The sequence below is a fragment of the Nonomuraea sp. NPDC050540 genome (assembly GCF_044457485.1).
Taxonomy (GTDB): Bacteria; Actinomycetota; Actinomycetes; order Streptosporangiales; family Streptosporangiaceae; genus Nonomuraea.
In genome coordinates this window covers 100,815-118,775 of record NZ_JBITHA010000021.1, presented here as the reverse complement: position 1 = coordinate 118,775, position 17,961 = coordinate 100,815, and the positions used below count along the sequence as shown (strand labels likewise).

Here is a 17,961-nt window from a genome sequence, read left to right as displayed (position 1 = left end):
TCTTTTGACAAGAATGGTGAGGGGAGTGGAAACCGTGCAGCCAGATCCGAGCTGGACGACGGGGCGCCCGTGCGCCTCGCTCAGCGAAGGCCTGCACGAGGTGCTCGCGCGGACGGCACTGTCACGACCGGACGCGCCCGCCTTGGTGTCGGGACACACCACCGTTACGTACGGCGAGCTCAACCGGACCGCCGACGCGTGGGCGGCCCGGCTGGCGGAGGCCGGAGTGACCCGGGGCGCCCGCGTGCCCATCCTGCTGCCGAGAAGCGTCGAACTGGTGATCGCGCTGCTGGCCGTACTGAAGACGGGGGCCGCCTACGCGCTGCTCGACCCCGCCTGGCCCGCGCGCCGCATCACCGAGGCGGCCGAGGACCTGGCCGCCGGGCTGGTGGTGTGCTGGCCGGACGCCGGCTGCCCCGACCTCGGGCTGCCGGTGTGGTCGCCGCCGGAGGGGCCGGTCACCGTACCGGACGGGTACCGGCCCGCCGCCGTCGGCGGCGGCGACCCCGCGTGCGTCTTCTTCACCTCGGGCACGACGGGACGGCCCAAGGGCGTGCTCACCCCGCACTGGGCCACGGCCCGGCTCTTCCAGCACGACGGGTTCGCCCGCTTCGGCGCCCACACGGTGATGCCGCTGGCTGCGCCGGCCCCCTGGGACGCCTTCTCGCTGGAGCTGTGGTCGGTGCTGCTGAACGGCGGCACCTCGCTCGTCGTCGAGGAGCCCTACCTGTCGGCGGGCTGCCTGCGCGCGGCCGTCGAGACCCACGGCACCGACACGGTCTGGCTCACCGGCAGCCTGTTCAACATGATCGTCGACGAGGACGTCGACGCCTTCCAGGGCCTGCGCCAGGTCATGATCGGCGGCGAACGGCTGTCGGCCGGGCACGTGGCCAGGTTCGTCGCCAGGCACCCGGTGATCGTGCTGCTCAACGGCTACGGCCCCGTCGAGAGCACCGTCTTCGCCACCACCCACCGCGTCACCGCCGCCGACTGCGAACGCCCCGGCGGCATCCCGCTCGGCCGCCCGGTCCCCGGCACCCAGGTGCATGTCCTGGACGGCGTCCGCCCCTGCGCGGTGGGGGAGACCGGCGAGATCTGCATCGCCGGAGAGGGCCTGGCCCTCGGCTACCTCGGCGACGAGGAGCTCACCCGCGCCAGGTTCACCCACGTACGGGTCGGCGGCCGCCGCACCCGCGTCTACCGCACCGGCGACCTCGGCGTCTGGAGCCCCGACGGCCTGCTGCACTTCCGCGGACGCGCCGACCGCCAGGTCAAGATCCGCGGCCACCGCATCGAGCCCGCCGAGATCGAGCGCCAGGTCGAACGCCTCCTGCCCGCGGTACGGCACTGCCGCGTGCTGCCCCGGCCCGGCGACGGCGCCGCCGCCCGCGACCTGGTGGCGTTCTGCGTGCCGGAAACCTCCGGTGACCCGCTCGATGCGGCGCTCGGCGCCCTGAACCTGGTCCTGGCCCCCTACCACCGCCCCGCGGCGGTGGTGAGCGTGCCCGCCTTCCCGGTGACCGAACGCGGCAAGCTCGACGAAGGCGCCCTCCTGTCGATGGCGCCGAGCGCCGCCGATCAGGCCGGAGCCGACATCGAGGCGGCATCCGACGATCCCGTCGACCGGCTCGTGGCCGCCGTCTTCCGCGAGGTCCTCGGCGGGCGGGACGTCCCCCGCGACGTCCCCCTCGTCGAGCTGGGCGGTGACTCGCTGGCCGCCGGGCGGGTCTGCGCCCGGCTGTCGGCCCGCCTGGACCGGCCCGTCCCCGTCTCGCGCGTCTACCGCCACCCCACCGTCGCCGCCCTGGCCGCCTGGCTGCGCACCACCGAGGGCCAGGACGGCCGGGACGGCGCCCCGGCCGCCTGCGACGTCGTCCCCCTGACCCCCATGCAGGTCGTCTACCTGACCAAGCACCTGGCCTCACCCGGCGACCGCACCGCCCACTGCCTGCTCACCTGGACCGTCGAGGGCGAGCTCGACCGCGCCGCGCTGGAGGCGGCCGTGGTCGCCGTGCACCGCAGGCACGAGCCGCTACGCGCCGTCTACCTGGCCGACCCCAGGCCCGCCGCCTGGACCTCGCCCGACATCCCGCCCCCACCCCTGGAGGTGCTCCCGGCGCGGCCGGACGTCGAGGCCGCCGCCGGCGCGTTACGCGCCGCCCTGGCCGGCCCGCTGGAGCTGACCGGCGGCGAGGTGTGGCGCACCGCGCTGGTTCCCGTGGCGCCGGACCTGGCCGTCTTCGGCGCCGCCGTCCACCACATCGCCTTCGACGGCTGGTCGGAGTCCGTCCTGGCCGCCGACCTGGCCGACGCCTACAACCACGGCCACTGCGGCCCCGCGCCCCGCCCGCCCCGCCCGCGCCGCCACCCGGTCGCCGCCGACCTCGCCGACCACCGCGACTACCTGCTCGACGAGCTCACCGCGGTCCCCGAGCTGCGCTGGCCCGCCGACGAGGTGGACCCGCTGGCCCGCGGCCCCCGCCACCTGGAGAGCCCGCTGGCCCCCGCCGTCGTGGCCGGGGTCGACGAACTGGCCGCCCGGCTCGGCGTCACGCGCTTCGCCGCGCTGCTCGCGCTGTGCGCGAGCAGCCTGGCCGAGGTGACCGGCCAGCGCGACTTCGCCGTCGGCGTCCCCATCGCCCAGAGGTACGGCCCCGCCCTCGACCGGGTCGTCGGCTGCCACATCAACATGCTCGGCGTCCGCCTGCGCGGCGGCGCGCTGGACGGCGGCCCGGCCGCGGTGAGGGAGACCGGGAACGTCGTCGCCAGAGCGTTCGCCGCCCAGGACGTGCCCTTCCCCGAGGTGCTGCGGCTGGTGAACCCGCCGCGCACCGGCCGCCCGCCGATCTACCAGACGCTCTTCGCCCTGCAGGACAACGCGCCCGCCGGGCTCGCGCTGAGCGGGCTCAGGACGGCCTTCGTGCGGCAGCCGTACCTGGAACTGCCGCTTGAGCTGCACACGGAGCTGTGGCCGCGCGCGGACGGCGGCCTGCGGATGGTCGTCTCCTACCGGCCGCAAATGGTCGCGGAGAGCACCGCCGAGGAGTTCGCCAAGCGCTTCACCGACCGTCTGCACACCATTCCGTCATGAGCCCGGCCATGACGGCGCCCACGATCGAGCCCGCCGCCCCGGCGTCAGCGGTCAGGCCTTGCTGTAGAGCGTGGTGGCCAGGATCTTCCAGATCTCGGCCGCCAGCTCGACGTTGAGGGCCTCCTGCGCCTGCGTGGCGAGGGTGCGCAGCGCGGTGTTGCCCTCCTCGACCTGGCCGTCGAGGATGAGCAGCTGGCTGCTTAGCGCCTGGAACCTGATGCGGTCGCGGAAGGACAGCAGCAGCTCGCCCGCCTCGCCGATCCGCTCGACCAGCTCGCGGGCCTGCTCGATCCGGCCCTCCTCGAAGGCCAGGTGGGCGCGGAGCGTGAGCAACTGCTGCTGGTGCAGGTCGGTGCCGACCAGGGCGAGCACCGGCCCGACCTCGTCCAGCCTGGCCGCGGCCCGGTCGGTCAGTGGCGGGGTGATCTGCAGGTAGAGCGAGGCGGCGGCCAGCCGCAGCCGCGTCCACAGCTGCAGGTCGACCCGGCTGTCGAGGCCCCGCAGCGCGCGCTCCAGAGCCTCCAGGGCGCCTGAGTAGTCGCCCTGCCGGATGCGGACGGTGGCCGAGGCCCACAGCGCCTTGATGAACAGCGTGCCGCCGGCCTGCTCCGTCACCTCGCACAACTCGTCGGCGTGGGCCCTGGCCTCGGCCAGCCGGCCGGCCTCGGCCTCGGCCGAGACCAGCGCCTGGAGCGCGCCGGCCCGGTCGGCGGCGGACAGGTCGGGGGAGAGCGTGTAGGCCTCGTGGGCGTGGTCGCGAGCCGTTGTACTGTCGCCGAGGGCCTGCACACACCGCGACAGCTCGGTACGCGAGCGGGCGCGCAGCTCGGGCGAGCCCAGGCTGTCGCTCAGCGCGACCAGCTCACCCAGGAGCTCCAGCTCCTCGTCGTGGCGGGCCTGGCCGCCGCGGATGCGGGCGAGCAGCCACATCGCCTGCCAGGTCAGGGCCGGGTTGACGCGGTCGTCGGCGCGCAGGGCGTCGGCCAGGGCCTCGCCCGGGTCGCCGGTCTCCTCCGCTGAGGTCACCGAGGCCAGCACCTGCGCCAGCGACTGCGGTTCGTGCGCGGCGTCGAAGGACGACACCGGCACGCCGAGGCGCTCCGCCAGGTGCTCGACGACGCGGGCGGTGGGCGGGCGGGCGCCGGACTCCAGCCGGGAGAGATAGCCGGTGGACAGCCCGCCGGCGGCGAGCGCGGCCTGAGACAGCCCGCGTTCGAGACGGAGCGCCCTGAGGCGGTGGCCGAAGGCCGGTTGAGCGAGCATTCCTTCTCTCAGCAGACATTATGAGGCGTGTGCATTGTGTCAGAAACTAATCACATTGTGCCAGAAATGGCAACGTGATGTCGGTCATCGATGACGGGATGTGACCTTGGCAACACGCTGCAATGGGCACATGCTGCCGCACACAGATGCTGCAGGGGTGGTGGTATGCCGGTAAATGTGTAAGTCATGACACTCACGGGGATAGCGGGGGCGTCGCCGGCCATTGCCGGTCTTTGTGGAGTACGCGCGGTCGCCTTCGACTTTAACGGCACCATCACCCGCGACGACGAACTGCGATATCTCCTGTACGCCGAAACCGCCGCCGAGCTCGGCGTGGAGCTCGACCGCCCTTTCTTCCGCGCCAGGCTCGGCGGCCCGAGCGACCGGGACCTGTCCATGAGATCCACCGTGCCTTCCGCCTGCCGCCACCGGCGCCCGAACAGCTCGAACGGCCGGGCCGGGCCCGCCTGGCGCGCCACCTGGCTCGCCTGCGCGCGGTGTCGCCGGTCCGGCCCGACGCGGCCGTCCTGATCCGGCGCCTCGCCGTCCACCTGCCGCCGGTCCTCGCGGGACTCGCCCACCTGTTCGCGGCCGTTCTCGGAAAACCACACCCGGAGGGATATATCACGGCGATGGAGCGCCGCGCCGAAATAGTCCCGAGGTTGCGCCCCGAAGACATCGTTGTCTTCGAGGATTCGGCGCCGGGAATTTCGGCCGCCGGTGCCGCCGGAATGCGTACCGTGTCCGTTCACCCGGCCGCCGGAAAGCACGCCGACCTGATGCGCACCGCCATGGGCGAAATGGAGTTGGCACGAGAGGGGCCGACAATTGGCTGGCCTGAAGCTGAGCGTCGCGCTCATGTATCACCCGAGCCGGGAAACGGCCGCCAAGGCGCTCGCAGCGCAGCGCGCGGAGCTTTCACCCCGGCTCGTCGCCGGCCCGCCCGGCCACGGCATCGCCCTCTCCGTCAGCAGCGGCGGCCCCGCGCAACTCCTACCTGTTCCGCCGGGCGGCGCCGCTCTCGCGCCACGAGCGCACCCCGACACGGGGCTTCCTGCTGCCCGCCGGCCACGCCCGCGCGCCGGCCAGGCGCCTGGCCGAGGTGCCGGACGAGGTCCGCGCCTGCGTGGCCTCGTGGCCGGCGGATGGGCTGAGCAGGGAGGACGAGGCTCGCCTGGACGTCTACGGCCGGGCGGAACTCGCCGACATGCGCGGCGGCGACGCTGGTCGCCAGCCTGGAATGATCTTCAGAAGGAGGTCCCAAGTGAGATGTATCCGACGCTGCCCTTCGACCTGCTGTCACGGATGGCCCGGTGTCCCTCGCCACCCGGAAACCCGCAGGCTTTCGCGCGAACCCCGGTGAGAGCGTGGCGACCCCGAAGGCGCCGGCTCGGCAGCGCGGCCGGTCGTCTGCCGGGGTTTCCGCGTGGCCGCCTCCCCGGCCGGCCGCCGCCGGGCCGGGGGGGCGCGGCGGACGCTTCCGAGGAACTGCCGCGGCCGTCGTGGAGTGAGGATCAGGTGGGGGCGCCGGGGGCGAGGGAGGCGGTGATGCCGTCCAGGACGAGGGTGAGTTTGCGGTCGAACCAGGTCGCCGCCGGCTCGTTGAGCGCGGCGCGCATCAGGGCCTCGATCTCGGGTCCCACCCCGTCCGCCCACGCGTCCGCCGTCGCCACCCGCACCGGCCCGTCCGCCGCGGGCCGGTCCATCTGCTGCCCCCGCCCGAACACGTCCACCGTCAGGTCGAAGACCGTGTCCACCGCGAGGAAGGCCCGCTCCGGCGTGAACCCGCACGAGACCAGCAGCCGCACCGCCGCCCCGAACCGCATCATGATCTGCGAGGGGAAGCGCGTCAGCCGCAGGAACTCCTGGATGAGCCCCGGATGCGCGTCGAGCAGCCGCCAGATCGCCCACGCCTGCGCGCGCAGGTCGGCCCGCCAGTCGCCGGTGGGCCGCGGCCACTCGGCCCGCTGCATGGCCCGGTCGATGGCCAGGATGACGAGCTCCTGCCGGTCGGTCACGTGCCGGTAGAGGGCGGAGTGGCTGACGTGCAGGCGCTCGCCCACGGTGGCCAGCGTCAGGTTGTCGAAGCCGACGGCGAGGGCGGCGTCGGCGATGGCCGGGCGCGTGATGCGGGGCGGCCGCCCGCGGGGGCGGCCGAGTACTCGCCACTGGGGTCGTTCCTCGGCCATGGCCCCATTGTCCCCTACGCCCGCCCGGCCAGCCTCCACCCCCGCGCGCGCGACCGTTCCCGCCAGAACGCCGCGTAGCGCCCGTCGCGCGCGAGCAGTTCGTCGTGGGTGCCGAGCTCTGCCACCCGCCCGGCCTCCAGGACCACGATCTGGTCGGCGCGCGCGATCGTCTGCAGCCGGTGCGCGATGACCAGCAGCGTGCGCTCGCGGGCCAGCGCCGACAGGGCGTCCACGAGCGCCGCCTCGTTCTCGGGGTCGAGCGCGGCCGTGGCCTCGTCGAGCAGCACGATCGGGGCGTCCTTGAGCAGGGCGCGGGCGATGGAGACGCGCTGGCGTTCGCCTCCGGACAAGGTGGCGCCGCCCTCGCCGACCCGGGCCTGCCAGCCGCCGGGCAGCCGCTCGACGATCTCGTCCACGCGCGCCGCCCGCCCGGCCGCGCGTACCTCCTCGTCGGTGGCGGCGGGACGGCCGAGGCGGATGTTTTCCTCGACGCTGCCCTCGAAGAGGTAGACGTCCTGGAACACCATGGAGACCATGCCCATGAGCCGCTCGGTGGACAGCTCGCGCACGTCCTGGCCGCCGACGCGCACGGTTCCCGAGCCGGTGTCCCAGAAGCGGGCGATGAGGCGGGTGAGCGTCGTCTTGCCCGAGCCGGACGGGCCGACGAGCGCGGTCATGGTGCCGGGGGCGACGGTGAAGGAGACCTCGCGCAGGACGGGCGCGTCGCCGTAGGAGAAGCCGACGTCCTCCAGCTCGACCGACGGTACGGCGGGCTCCTTCGGCGAGCCGGGCTCGGGCAGCGCGGGCGTGTCCAGGAGCTCGTTGACGCGCGCGAGGCTGCCCCGCGCCAGCCGCAGCTCGGCGCCCACGTCCGCGGCGGCCAGCAGCGGCTCGGTGAAGCGCACGGCGAGGACGAGCACGCCCGCCAGCTCCGGCACGTCCACCGAGCCGCCGAGCGCGAGCGCGCACCCGGCGATCAGCGTGACGGTGAAGGCGAGCTGCACCGACAGCGCCACCGCGCCGAGGCCGGGCAGCGCGGTGCCGAGCAGCCTGCGCAGCGCGGTGCGCTGCCGCGACAGCGCCGTGTCCAGCAGCTCGAAGCCCTCGCTGGTACGGCCGAAGGCGCGCAGCACCGCCTGCTGCTGGGCGAACTCCACGACCCGGTCGCCGGCCTCGGCGGCGGCGTCGTGCATGGCGGCGTCGTTGCGCTGCACGAGCGCGGCGGTCCAGCGGAAGGCCAGCCAGATCAGCGGCGCCGTGGCCAGCGCGGCCAGGGCCAGCCGCCAGTCGAAGAAGAGCATGCAGACCAGGACGGTCGCCGGTGTCACGACCGCGGTCACCAGCACCTGCATGAGGTGGGCGGGCACGCTCATGACGTCCATGACGCCCTTTCCCGCCAGCTGCCCGAGCCGGCCCACGCGGTCGCCGCCGAACCAGCCGACCGGCAGCGTGGCCACGTGGTCGCCGATGCGGTGGAACAGGCCGCGCATGGCCGACAGGCCGACGGCGTAGCCGTACCGGGACTGGATGTAGTGCGCGACGGCGGTGGCGGCGACGACGGCGGCGAAGACGGCCAGCCAGCCCGTCGCGGACTGGCCGTCGAGCAGCGCCCGCAGGACCGGCACGAGCAGCGCGAACGTCAGCCCTTGCAGGACGGCGTAGACGGCGGTGATGGCGAGCTGCCGCTGGAAGCTCGCACCCAGGAGGGCGGTGAGGCTGCGGATCATCGGACGACCTCCTCGTCGTGGGTCCAGTCGCGTTCGCTCGCGCGGGCGTAGGCGGCCCACTGGCGGGCGTAGGGCCCGTCCTGGGCCAACAGGTCCGCGTGCACCCCGCGCTCGCCCACGGCGCCGCCGTCGAGCACGAGGATCTGGTCGGCCCCGGTGATCGTGGACAGCCGGTGCGCGATGACCAGGAGCGTGCGCCCGGCGACCAGGGTCGACAGGGCGTCCTGGATGGCCGACTCCGACTCGGGGTCGGCGAACGCGGTGGCCTCGTCGAGCACCAGGATGGGCGCGTCGGCCAGCAGCGCGCGGGCGATCGAGACCCGCTGGGCCTCGCCGCCGGACAGGTGGGCGTCCTCGCCGATCACCGAGTCGTAGCCGCGCGGCAGGGCCAGGACACGATCGTGGATCTGCGCCGCCCGCGCCGCCCGCTCGATCTCCTCCGCGCTCGCGCCGGGACGGCCGAGCGCGATGTTGGCGGCGACGGGGGCGCGCAGCAGCTGCACCTCCTGGAAGACGAAGCCCACGTGCCGGTAGAGCCGGTCGGAGCCGATCGCACGCACGTCCCGCCCGCCGATGAGGACGGCGCCCTCGGTGACGTCGTGGAAGCGGGGCAGCAGCTTGGCCAGCGTCGACTTGCCCGACCCCGACGGGCCGACCAGCGCGGTGACCGTGCCCGGCTCCATGACCAGGTCGATATCGCGCAGCACCTGGGCCTCGCCGTCGTAGGAGAAGCCCACGCCGCGGAACTCCACCCGGTGGCCCTCCGGCGCGACCGGCTCCTCCGGCTCGGGCAGGACCGGGCTGTCCAGCAGCGCGGCGACCTTCCCCGCCGACTCCGCCGCCCTGCGCAGCCGCATCGAGCCCATGTCGAGCGTCAGGAACGGCGCGGTCAGTCCCACGCCGACCAGCGCGAACGGCAGCACGTCCGGCGCGGCCAGCCAGCCCCGCGAGACGAACAGCGCGCCGCCGGCCAGCACGACGAGCAGCATCGTCGGCGGCGAGATCAGCGCCATGCTGAGCCCGCTGAGCCGCAGCATCGGCCGTACCCAGGCGCCGAAGAAGTCGGCGAAGTCGTCCACCGCCTCGGCGAAGCGCCGGTAGGAGCGCTGGGTCTGGCCGAACGTCTTGATCACCGCGATGCCGCGCACGAACTCGACGACCGCCGCGTTGATCCGCTCGTTGGCCTCCGCCCAGCGGCTCATCTGCTCGCCGAACCCGCGCATCATCACCGCGAAGGCCACCGCGAACAGCGGCACCGGCAGCAGCGTGACCAGCGTGAGCCGCCAGTCCACGGTCAGCAGGTACGCCAGCGCCGCCAGCGGCGTCACCACCGCCGCCAGCAGGTCGAGCAGCGCGTGCGCGACCAGGTGGTGCATCTCCCTGACATCGTCCTGCACGGCCTTCTTGACCTGGCCGGAGTTGCGGTCGGTGAACCAGCCGAGCGGCACCCTGGCCAGATGCGCTGCCATCCGCCTGCGCAGGTGCAGCTGCAGGTCGGCGTCGGCGAAGTGCATGATCGCGCCGGCCGCGCCGAAGGCGAGGAAGCGCACCAGCAGGCCGCCGATCGCCACCGCCGCGATGGCCCAGACCCGTCCTCCGTCGGGCGGGCCCGGAGCCAGCAGTTCCCTGGCCAGTTCCGCCACGCACACGAACGGCACCAGCGCCGACACCGCGTACACCACCTGCAGCGCCGACGCCGCCACCACCCGGCCGCGGATCGGCGCCATGAGCTCCATCAGCGCCGCGCGATCGCTCATCGGGGGCCTCCCTGGTCGTTGAGGAGAGCGGACAGCATGGGGCGGAACTTCAGCCACGTCTCGGCCAGCTCCCGCTCCGGGTCGGAACCGGCGACGATGCCGCAGCCGGCGAAGAGGGTCGCGACGGCGCCGTCGAGCAGCGCCGAGCGGAGCGCGACCGCGAAGTCGCCCTCGTGGTCGGCGTTCACCCAGCCGATCGGGCCGGCGTACCAGCCCCGGTCGAACCCCTCGGCCGCGCGCAGCCAGCCGAGCGCCTCCGCGCGCGGGTGGCCGCCGACGGCGGGCGTCGGATGCAGCCGCTCCACGAGATCGAGCACACCGGTCGTCTCCGGGTCGGCGATCCGGCCGCGCACCCGGCTGTGCAGGTGCCGTACGTGCGGCAGGTCGAGCACCTCCGGCTCGTCCGGCGCCTCCACCTCATGGCACACCTCGGCCAGCGCGCCGCGCAACATGTCGGTGACGATGGCCTGCTCGCGCCGGCACTTGGCGTCACCGAGCAGTTCCGCGCGCAGCCGGGCGTCATCGCCGCCGGTGCTCCCGCGCGGCAGCGTGGCGGCCAGGCTCATCGTCTCGGCCCGCCCGCCGCGCACCGCCACCAGCCGCTCGGGAGTGGCGCCGGCGAAGGTCCGCGTGCCGGTCCCGGCCGCGAAGACGGTGGCGCCGGGCTGGGCGCCGACGAGCGTGTGCAGCAGCCCGCCCAGGTCCGGCGGGTACGGCAGGCGCACCCGCAGCCGGCGGGCGAGCACGACCTTGCTGAACCGGCCCGCCTCGATGCGGCCGACGGCCCGCGCCACCATCGCCTTCCACTCCCCGGCCGTGGGCAGTTCCTCGATCGCGGCGCCGGTGACCGGAAGCGGCGGGCAGGGCCGTACGACGGTGCCGGCCAGCCAGCTGACGGCGCGCCAGGCCGTACGGGCGGCATCGTCCTCGACGCCGTGGACCGGATCGGCGCGGGCGGCCAGGCACAGCGTGGCCGGGCCGCGGGCGCGCTGCGCGACCAGCACGCGCGGCACCCACATGAGCGAGCCGGGGCCCTCGCCGAAGGAGAACGCGCCCACCAGCGCGGGCGTGGCGCGCTCGCCGGGGCCGCCGCAGACCATCGTGCGCGCGGTCCGCTCCCACGCCTGGCGCACCTCGGCGAAGCGGTTCGGTCCCTCGGCGGGGAAGGCGATCGCGCGGTCCATGGCCAGGATCGTGAGGTCCCCCGAGGACCAGAAGAACGTGCTGCGCGACGGCGCGGACGGCAGCAGCGGCTCCACCCGCTCGATCTCCTCGCGCCACAACGCCAGGACGGGGTGCCCGGCGTTCCTGGCCTCGGCCGCGGCCTTGGCGCAGATCTCCTCGAACTCGGCGTGCATCAGCCGACCATGGCGGTCAGGGCCTTTTTGCTGACCTTGCCGAGAGGGGTGAGGGGGAACTCCGCCATGATCCACAGCCGGTCGGGCACCTTGAAGGCGGCCAGCCCGCGCTCGTGCAGGAACGCGGCCAGCTCGGCCAGCGTCGGCGGCTCGCCGCGCGGCACCACGCAGGCGCAGCCGCGCTCGCCGAGCACCTCGTCGGGCACGCCGACCAGCGCGACCTGGCGGACCTTCGGGTGGGCGAGCAGGTGGTTCTCGACCTCCTCGGCCGCGATCTTGTCGCCGCCGCGGTTGATCTGGTCCTTCACCCGTCCCTCGAAGACGATGTGGCCGGTCGGCAGCAGCCGGACCAGGTCGCCGGTGCGGTAGAAGCCGTCGGAGGTGAAGGACTGCGCGTTGTGCTCGGGGGAGCGGTAGTAGCCGCGGATCGTGTACGGCCCGCGGGCCAGCAGCTGCCCGATCTCGCCCGGCGGCACGTCCCTGTCCTCCTCGTCGACCACGCGCGTCTCGTCGGCCGGCGAGACCGGCAGCCCCTGGCTGACCAGCACTACCTCGGGCGGATCGGCGGGCCGGTGGAAGCCGCACAACCCCTCGGCCATGCCGAACGCCTGCTGCAGTCGGCAGCCGAGCGCGGGCTCGACCCGGGTGGCGAGCTCGTCGCTCAGCTTGGAGCCGCCGATCGTGACCCGCCGCAGGCTCGACAGGTCGTGCTCGCCCCACTCGGCGGCCTCCATCCAGAGCAGCGCGACGCCGGGCACGAGCCCGGTCTCGGTGACGCCCTCCCGCTCGACCAGCGGGAACGTCTCGTCGGGGCTCGGCCCGGATGCCAGCACGAGCGTGCCGCCGGCGTGGACGGTGGCCAGCAGGCCGTGGGTCAGCGGCCAGTTGTGGCCCAGCGGCAGGCTCACCAGGTGAACCGTGCTCGCGTCGTAGTCACAGGCCTCGGCCACGGCCCGCCCGCTGTAGGCCCACTCCTGGTGGGTGCGGGGGACCAGCTTGGGCACGCCCGTGGTGCCGCCCGACAGCAGGAACAGCGCCACGTCCGCCGGGTCGGGCCGGGGCAGCTCGACCGGGCCGGCCTCCGGGATCGTCGTCAGCACGTGTTTGAGCGCGGGCAGGTCCGCGCGGACCTCCTCGGCGAGCTGCCGGTACTCGGGCTCGTCGGGGATGGCGTAGGCGACCGCGCCGGTGAACGCGCAGAAGTACCCGATCTCGCTGGAGCGATGGGCGGGCAGCGCGAACACCGGCAGCGCGCCGAGCCGGAACAGCCCGAAGATCAGCGCGACGAAGCCGGCGGTGTTGGGCAGCTGGACCACGACCCGGTCGCCCGGTCCGATGCCCAGCGCGAGCAGGCCGGCCGCGACCCGGTCGGCCCAGGCGTCCAGTTCCGCGTAGGTGTATCTCTCCTGTCCCACGACCAGGGCGGGCCGCTCGCCGCGTTCGCGCGCCCGGGCGCGCAACATCTCGCCCAGCGTCTCGTCTTTCCAGTACCCGGCGGCGCGGTATCGCTCCGCGAACTCCTCCGGCCAGGGCACGCACCCGTCCAGCACAGAACCGTCCTCTCGCCCGATGTCTACGGGGTTCCCGATTTTGTTACAGGGAGTCTTGATTAGGCAAGGGTTACCTAACTATTGTCGCGGTGGCCCCGGCAAGCTGACCGATAAGGGAAATCTGTGCTGTCTTTGGAGTCCATGCGTGCCGACATCGCGGCGCAGCTCGACATCTCCCCCTCCGTCATCTCCGACGACGCCGACCTGATCGGGCTCGGCCTGGACTCGTTGCGCGCCATGCGGCTGGCCGGCCGGTGGCGGCGGGCCGGCGCCCGCATCGCCTTCGCCGACCTGGCCGGGGAGACCACGCTGGCCGCCTGGTGGGCCCTGGTCTCCACCCGCCTGAGCGCGCCGCCGGCCGCCGCCGCCGCGCCCGTGGACGAGGGCGCGCCGTTCCCGCTGACACCCGTCCAGCTCGCGTACGCCATCGGGCGGGCCGACGGGCAGGTGCTCGGCGGCGTGGGCTGCCACGCCTACCTCGAGTTCGACGGCCGCGACGTCGAGCCGGAACGGCTGGAGGCGGCCGTGCGCGCGCTCGTGCGCCGCCACGGGATGCTGCGCGCGGTCTTCCACGACGACGGCACCCAGCAGATCACCGAGACCGGCGCCTGGCCGGGACTGACCGTCTACTCCTCCGGGGCCGAGAGCGTGCGCGCCGAGCTGTCGCACCGCCGCTTCGACGCCGCGCGCGGCGAGCTGTTCGACGTACGGCTGTCGCTGCTGCCCGGCGGAGCCACGCGGGTCCACGTCGAGGTCGACTTCCTGGCCGCCGACGTGCTCGGCCTGCAGATCTTCCTGCGCGACCTGGCCAGGCTCTACCTCGGCCGCGACCTGCCCGGCCTGGACTGCTCCTTCCCCCGCTACCTGGCCGCCAGGCCGGCGCCGCCGGAGCCCGACCGCCTCCACTGGGAGGGCCGCCTGGCCGAGCTGCCCGGCCCGCCCCAGCTCCCGCTCGCCGCCGACCCGGCCGCGATCATCGCGCCGCGCTTCGTACGCCGCGAGCGCTGGCTCGACATCGACACCTGGAAACTGCTCAAGGAGCAGGCACGCGAGCACGGCCTGACCCCGGCCATGGTCCTGGCCACCGCCTACAGCGAGGTGCTTGCCGCCTGGAGCGCCGAGCCGCGCTTCCTGCTGAACGTGCCGCTGTTCGACCGCGACGAGACCGTGCACCCGTCCGTGCCGCACCTGGTGGCCGACTTCACCAACCTCATCCTGCTGGAGGCCGACCTCACCGAGGGGGAGTCGTTCGCCGGCCGCGCGCGGGCCCTGCAACGGCGCTTCCGCACCGACGCCCGCCACACCGGGCACTCCGGCGTGGACGTGCTGCGGGAGCTGGCCAAGCGGGGCAGCCCGGCGGCGGCGCCCGTCGTCTTCGCCTGCAACCTGGGCACCGAGCTGATCGCCCCCGAGGTGCGCGAGGCGTTCGGCGAACCCGGCTGGATGATCACCCAGACGCCGCAGGTATGGCTGGACCACCAGATCAACGAGTACGACCACGGGCTCCACCTGGCCTGGGACGCCGTCGAGGAGCTGTTCGCGCCCGGCGTGCTCGACGCCATGTTCGGCACCTATGGGGCGTTGCTGGAGCACCTGGCGCGGGCCGACTGGTCGGTTCCCTCGCCCCTGCCGCTGCCGGAGGACCAGCGGAGGGTGCGGCGGGCGGTCAACGACACGGCGGCAGCCGTACCGGAGGGGCTGCTGCACGACGCGTTCTTCGAGCGGGCCGCCCGCGAGCCCGCCCGCCCGGCCCTCGCCGGCGACTTCGGCGCCGCCACCTACGGCGAGCTGGCCGCCGACGCCCTGCGGGTGGCCGGACGGCTGCGCGCCCAGGGGGTACGGCCGGGCGACGCGGTGGCCGTGACCCTGCCCAAGGGACCGGGACAGGTGACGGCGGTGCTCGGCGTCCTGGCCGCGGGCGGCGTGTACGTGCCGGTCGGCGTCGAGCAGCCGCCCGCCCGCCGCGAGCGCATCCTCACCCGGTCGGCCGCCGCGCACGTCATCGACGCCGCCTGGCCGCACACGCCCGCCGACCCCCTGCCCGCGCCCGTCCGGGTGGATCCGGGTTCGTCCGCGTACGTCATCTTCACCTCCGGCTCCACCGGCGAGCCCAAAGGCGTGGAGGTCGCCCACCGGGCGGCCCTGAACACCGTCGCCGACATCGGCGAGCGCTACGGTGTCGGCCCCGACGACCGGGTGCTCGCCCTGTCAGCCCTCGACTTCGACCTGTCGGTCTACGACCTGTTCGGCGTCCTCGGCGCGGGCGGCACGCTCGTGCTCGTCGAGGAGGACCAGCGCCGCGACGCCCAGGCCTGGGCCCGCCTGTGCGCCGAACACGGCGTCACCCTCTGGAACACCGTGCCGACCCTCCTGGACATGCTGCTCGTCACCGCCCCCCAGCTGCCGCCGTCCCTGCGCCTGGCGCTGGTCTCCGGCGACTGGGTCGGCCTCGACCTGCCCGGCCGCCTCGCCGCCCAGAGCGGCGGACGCTGCCGCCTGGTCGCCCTCGGCGGCGCCACCGAGGCCGCCATCTGGTCGAACGCGCACGACGTCACCGGCGTGCCGCCGCACTGGACCTCCATCCCGTACGGCCGGCCGCTGCGCAACCAGCGCTACCGCGTCGCCGGCCCCACCGGCGCCGACCGCCCCGACTGGGTGCCCGGCGAGCTGTGGATCGGCGGCGCGGGCCTGGCCACCGCCTACCGGGGCGACCCCGAGACCACGGCGGCGCGCTTCGTCGAACACGACGGCGAGCGCTGGTACCGCACCGGCGACCTCGGCCGCTACTGGCCCGACGGCACCCTGGAGTTCCTGGGCCGGACCGACCAGCAGGTCAAGATCCGCGGCCACCGCATCGAGCTGGGCGAGGTCGAGGCGGCCCTGGAGTCGCACCCGGGGGTCGCCCGCGCCGTGGCGGTCGCCACCGGCCCCCGCACCCACCGCCACCTCCACGCCTTCGCCCTGGCGGCCGGCCCCACGCCGGCGGAGGAGGACCTGCGCGCCCACGCGGCGCGGCTGCTGCCCGGCCACTCCGTCCCGTCGGCCGTCACCCTGGTGGAGAGCCTCCCGCTGAACGCCAACGGCAAGGTCGACAGAGGAGCCCTGGCGGCCCTCGCGCGCCGGCCCGTACCGGAGGAGATGGCAGGCGGGCGGGCTCCGGAGGGTCAGGTGGAGGAGACGGTCGCCGCGATCTGGGCCGACCTCCTGGAGGTGCCCGAGGTGAGCAGGGACTCCGGGTTCTTCGCCCTGGGCGGCGACTCCCTGCTGGCCACCCGCCTGATCGCCCGCCTGCGCGCGGCCGGGATCGCCGACGCCAAGCTCAGCGTCCTGTTCCAGCGCCCCACCCTGAGCGCCTTCGCGGCCACCCTCACCCTCGGCGACGCGGCAGGCCTCGCCCCCGAGATCCGCGCGGACGAGGAGCACCGCCACACCCCGTTCCCGCCCACCGAGGTCCAGCGCGCCTACTGGCTGGGCCGGGCCGGGCACTTCACCCTGGGCGGCGTCGGCTGCCACTTCTACACCGAGTACGACGGCGACATCGACCTCGACCGCCTGGAAGAGGCCTGGAACCGCCTGATCGCCCGCCACCCGATGCTGCGCGTCGTCTTCGGCGCCGACGGCCTGCAGCGCGTCCTGCCCGAGGTGCCGCGCTTCACCATCCGGCGCGAGGACTCCGTGGACGAGCTGCGCGAACGCATGTCCCACCAGGTCCTGGACCCCGCCGTCTGGCCGCTGTTCGACGCCCGCGCCGTACCCCACGAGCAGGGTGTACGGCTCGGCGTCAGCTTCGACAACATCGCCATGGACGCCCTCAGCACCATGGTCTTCCTCAGCGAGCTCGACCGCCTCTACCACGACCCCGGCGCCCAGCTACCCCCGGTCGAGGTCACCTTCCGCGACTACCTCCTCGCCCAGCACCCCGACCCCGCGGTCTTCGAACGGGCCAAGGACTACTGGTCGGCCCGCCTGCCCGGCCTGCCGCCCGCGCCGCGCCTGCCGCTGGCGAGGCGGCCCGAGGAGGTGGAGCGGCCGAGGTTCGCGCGCCGCGAGGCCAGGCTGCCCGCCCGGCTGTGGCGGCTGGTCGGCGGGCTGGCGCGGGGACACGACCTGACGCCGTCCACGGTGCTGGCGGCGGCGTTCGGTGAGGTGCTGGGGGCGTGGAGCGGGCAGCGCGAGCTGACGCTGAACCTGACCCTGTTCGACCGGCGCGAAGCGCACCCGCACATCCACCGCGTCCTCGGCGACTTCACCTCGCTCATGCTGGTCGCCCACCGCGCGGGCGGCGGCTGGCTGGAGGGGGCGCGCGGGCTGCAGGAGGAGGTGTGGCGCGGGCTTGAGCACGGCGAGGTGTCGGCCGTGTGGGTCATGCGCGAACTGGCCCGCCGGGCCGCCGCCGCGGCCATGACCATGCCCGTGGTGTTCACCAGCACGCTCGGCGTCGCCGACCCGTCGCTGACCGCGGGACCGTCCTTCGCCCGCCCGGTGTGGGGCGTCTCGCAGACGCCTCAGGTGTGGCTCGACTGCCAGGTGGGCGAGGTGGACGGCGAGCTCCTGGTCCGCTGGGACGCCGTCGAGTCCCTCTTCCCGCCCGGCGCCCTGGACAGCGCCTTCACCACGTACCTGCGGGTCCTGGAGTGGCTGGCCACCGCCGACTGGGCCACCCCGCCCGACCCGCTCGCCCACTACGCCACCGGCGCGGCGGAAGTCCGTCCGGCCCCGTCGGAGGCTTTGGCGGCCGGGCACGAGGCGGGGGTGCCGCGGGGCGGGCTGGAGACGGAACTGGCCGCCGTCTGGGCGGAACTGCTGGGCACGCCCGTCATGGACCGGGTGGACAACTTCTTCGCGCTGGGCGGCGACTCGCTGCTGGCCACGCGGATGGCGGCGATCGCCGCCGAACGGCTGGGCGTGGAGGTGCCGCTGCGGCGCTTCTTCGCCGACCCGACGCTCGCCGGGTGCGCGCGGGCCATGGACGACATCGAGGAGGGGACGCTGTGAGAGGTGGGGACGTCGTGAGTGGAGGTGCCGC

General features: G+C 74.4%; 10 protein-coding genes. 4 read left to right on the top strand and 6 right to left on the bottom strand.

Annotation, left to right across the window (positions count from 1 at the left end):
* Nucleotides 1–25: 25 nt before the first annotated feature.
* Nucleotides 26–3,091: an amino acid adenylation domain-containing protein gene (locus ACIBI5_RS46130; protein ID WP_397256905.1), complete on the top strand. Its 3,066-nt coding sequence runs from the start codon at nt 26–28 to the stop codon at nt 3,089–3,091.
* A 51-nt stretch (nt 3,092–3,142) separates the two neighbouring features.
* Here ACIBI5_RS46130 and ACIBI5_RS46125 read toward each other — a convergent pair whose 3' ends face one another.
* Nucleotides 3,143–4,354, bottom strand: coding sequence for a helix-turn-helix domain-containing protein (locus tag ACIBI5_RS46125; protein WP_397256903.1), 1,212 nt, complete (start codon nt 4,352–4,354; stop codon nt 3,143–3,145).
* Between the two features lie 186 nt (nt 4,355–4,540).
* Between ACIBI5_RS46125 and ACIBI5_RS46120 the strand changes: the two genes are divergently transcribed.
* Nucleotides 4,541–4,885, top strand: coding sequence for a hypothetical protein (locus tag ACIBI5_RS46120; protein ID WP_397256901.1), 345 nt, complete (start codon nt 4,541–4,543; stop codon nt 4,883–4,885).
* Nucleotides 4,852–5,508 (top strand): HAD-IA family hydrolase, encoded by a 657-nt coding sequence (locus ACIBI5_RS46115; protein ID WP_397256899.1) that lies wholly within the window; start codon nt 4,852–4,854, stop codon nt 5,506–5,508. The genes ACIBI5_RS46120 and ACIBI5_RS46115 overlap by 34 nt, the downstream gene beginning before the upstream one ends.
* A 360-nt stretch (nt 5,509–5,868) precedes the next feature.
* Here ACIBI5_RS46115 and ACIBI5_RS46110 read toward each other — a convergent pair whose 3' ends face one another.
* The 5 genes from ACIBI5_RS46110 to ACIBI5_RS46090 are packed head-to-tail and all read right to left on the bottom strand — an operon-like array spanning nt 5,869 to nt 12,935.
* Nucleotides 5,869–6,543, bottom strand: coding sequence for a TetR/AcrR family transcriptional regulator (locus ACIBI5_RS46110; protein ID WP_397256897.1), 675 nt, complete (start codon nt 6,541–6,543; stop codon nt 5,869–5,871).
* 14 nt (nt 6,544–6,557) lie between these two features.
* Nucleotides 6,558–8,270, bottom strand: a complete 1,713-nt coding sequence (locus tag ACIBI5_RS46105; RefSeq protein WP_397256895.1) for an ABC transporter ATP-binding protein — start codon at nt 8,268–8,270, stop codon at nt 6,558–6,560.
* Nucleotides 8,267–10,027, bottom strand: a complete 1,761-nt coding sequence (locus ACIBI5_RS46100; RefSeq protein WP_397256893.1) for an ABC transporter ATP-binding protein — start codon at nt 10,025–10,027, stop codon at nt 8,267–8,269. Before ACIBI5_RS46100 ends, ACIBI5_RS46105 begins: the two co-directional genes overlap by 4 nt.
* On the bottom strand, nt 10,024–11,385 hold the full coding sequence (locus tag ACIBI5_RS46095) for an isochorismate synthase MenF (protein ID WP_397256891.1): 1,362 nt from the start codon (nt 11,383–11,385) through the stop codon (nt 10,024–10,026). The genes ACIBI5_RS46100 and ACIBI5_RS46095 overlap by 4 nt, the downstream gene beginning before the upstream one ends.
* Nucleotides 11,385–12,935 carry a (2,3-dihydroxybenzoyl)adenylate synthase gene (locus ACIBI5_RS46090; RefSeq protein ID WP_397256889.1) on the bottom strand — a complete coding sequence of 517 codons (1,551 nt, stop codon included), beginning with the start codon at nt 12,933–12,935 and terminating at the stop codon, nt 11,385–11,387. Before ACIBI5_RS46090 ends, ACIBI5_RS46095 begins: the two co-directional genes overlap by 1 nt.
* A 141-nt stretch (nt 12,936–13,076) precedes the next feature.
* On the opposite strand from ACIBI5_RS46090, the gene ACIBI5_RS46085 reads away from it, so the two are divergent.
* A complete protein-coding gene (locus ACIBI5_RS46085; protein ID WP_397256887.1) occupies nt 13,077–17,930 on the top strand; it encodes an amino acid adenylation domain-containing protein in 4,854 nt (1,617 codons plus the stop codon).
* The last annotated feature ends 31 nt before the right edge of the window (nt 17,931–17,961 follow it).

Coding starts and splice junctions, on each gene's coding strand:
- ACIBI5_RS46125 (WP_397256903.1), bottom strand. CDS start 4,354: ATGCTCGCTCAACCGGCCTTCGGCCACCGCCTCAGGGCGCTCCGTCTC.
- ACIBI5_RS46120 (WP_397256901.1), top strand. CDS start 4,541: ATGACACTCACGGGGATAGCGGGGGCGTCGCCGGCCATTGCCGGTCTT.
- ACIBI5_RS46110 (WP_397256897.1), bottom strand. CDS start 6,543: ATGGCCGAGGAACGACCCCAGTGGCGAGTACTCGGCCGCCCCCGCGGG.
- ACIBI5_RS46105 (WP_397256895.1), bottom strand. CDS start 8,270: ATGATCCGCAGCCTCACCGCCCTCCTGGGTGCGAGCTTCCAGCGGCAG.
- ACIBI5_RS46100 (WP_397256893.1), bottom strand. CDS start 10,027: ATGAGCGATCGCGCGGCGCTGATGGAGCTCATGGCGCCGATCCGCGGC.
- ACIBI5_RS46095 (WP_397256891.1), bottom strand. CDS start 11,385: ATGCACGCCGAGTTCGAGGAGATCTGCGCCAAGGCCGCGGCCGAGGCC.
- ACIBI5_RS46085 (WP_397256887.1), top strand. CDS start 13,077: ATGCGTGCCGACATCGCGGCGCAGCTCGACATCTCCCCCTCCGTCATC.